Source organism: Paraflavisolibacter caeni (genome assembly GCF_025628885.1).
GTDB classification, from domain to species: Bacteria; Bacteroidota; Bacteroidia; order Chitinophagales; family Chitinophagaceae; genus Flavisolibacter; species Flavisolibacter caeni.
In genome coordinates, this window is record NZ_JAOTIF010000081.1 from 1 (window position 1) to 678 (window position 678).

The following is a 678-nucleotide window of genomic DNA, read 5'->3' on the forward strand; positions in this document are numbered from 1 at the left end:
CTTTCTCCGGAAGTAAAGGTGTCTATAGTTGTGGCCACCTACGACCGGCCAGAGGATCTGAGCCAGTGCCTCCGCAGTCTGGTGGCCCAGCAGACCCAACGACCCGTAGAGATCATCGTGGTAGACAACCACCCGGCTTCGGGTTTAACCGCACCGGTCGTGGCTGAATTTAGCAGTGTGCTGCTGGTTGAGGAACTGCGCAAGGGCCTGTCCTATGCACGCAATGCCGGCTTTGCCGCCAGCAGCGGAGAGATTTGCGTGGCTACCGATGATGATGTCACCATGCCGGCAGATTGGTTGGAGCGGCTATTGGTACCCTTTGCCCGTCCCGACGTGATGGTGGTGACAGGCAATGTGCTGCCCATGGAACTGGAGAGCCCCTCGCAGCGTTTGTTTGAGAGTTATGGCGGTTTGGGGCGCGGCTTTGAAAACAAAGAAGCAAATGGCAAGTGGTTTGAAGCCCACCGGAATGCGGTGCCTACCTGGCAGTTGGGGGCTACAGCCAATGCTGCCTTTCGCTCCAGTATTTTTGCGCACCCGGACATTGGCCTGATGGAGGAGTCCTTAGGTGCCGGCATGCCTTCCGGCGTAGGGGAGGATACCTACATGTTCTATAAAGTGCTCAAGGCAGGTTACACCATCTGCTACCAGGCAGATGCCTATGTGTGGCATAAACAT

1 protein-coding gene is annotated in these 678 nt (G+C 56.6%); it reads left to right on the forward strand.

All coding sequences use genetic code 11. The features are described 5' to 3' along the window. Positions 1 to 30: 30 nt before the first annotated feature. Positions 31 to 678, forward strand: a 648-nt coding sequence (locus OCK74_RS27855) for a glycosyltransferase family 2 protein (RefSeq protein WP_423803188.1), incomplete at its 3' end; no start/stop codon positions are given.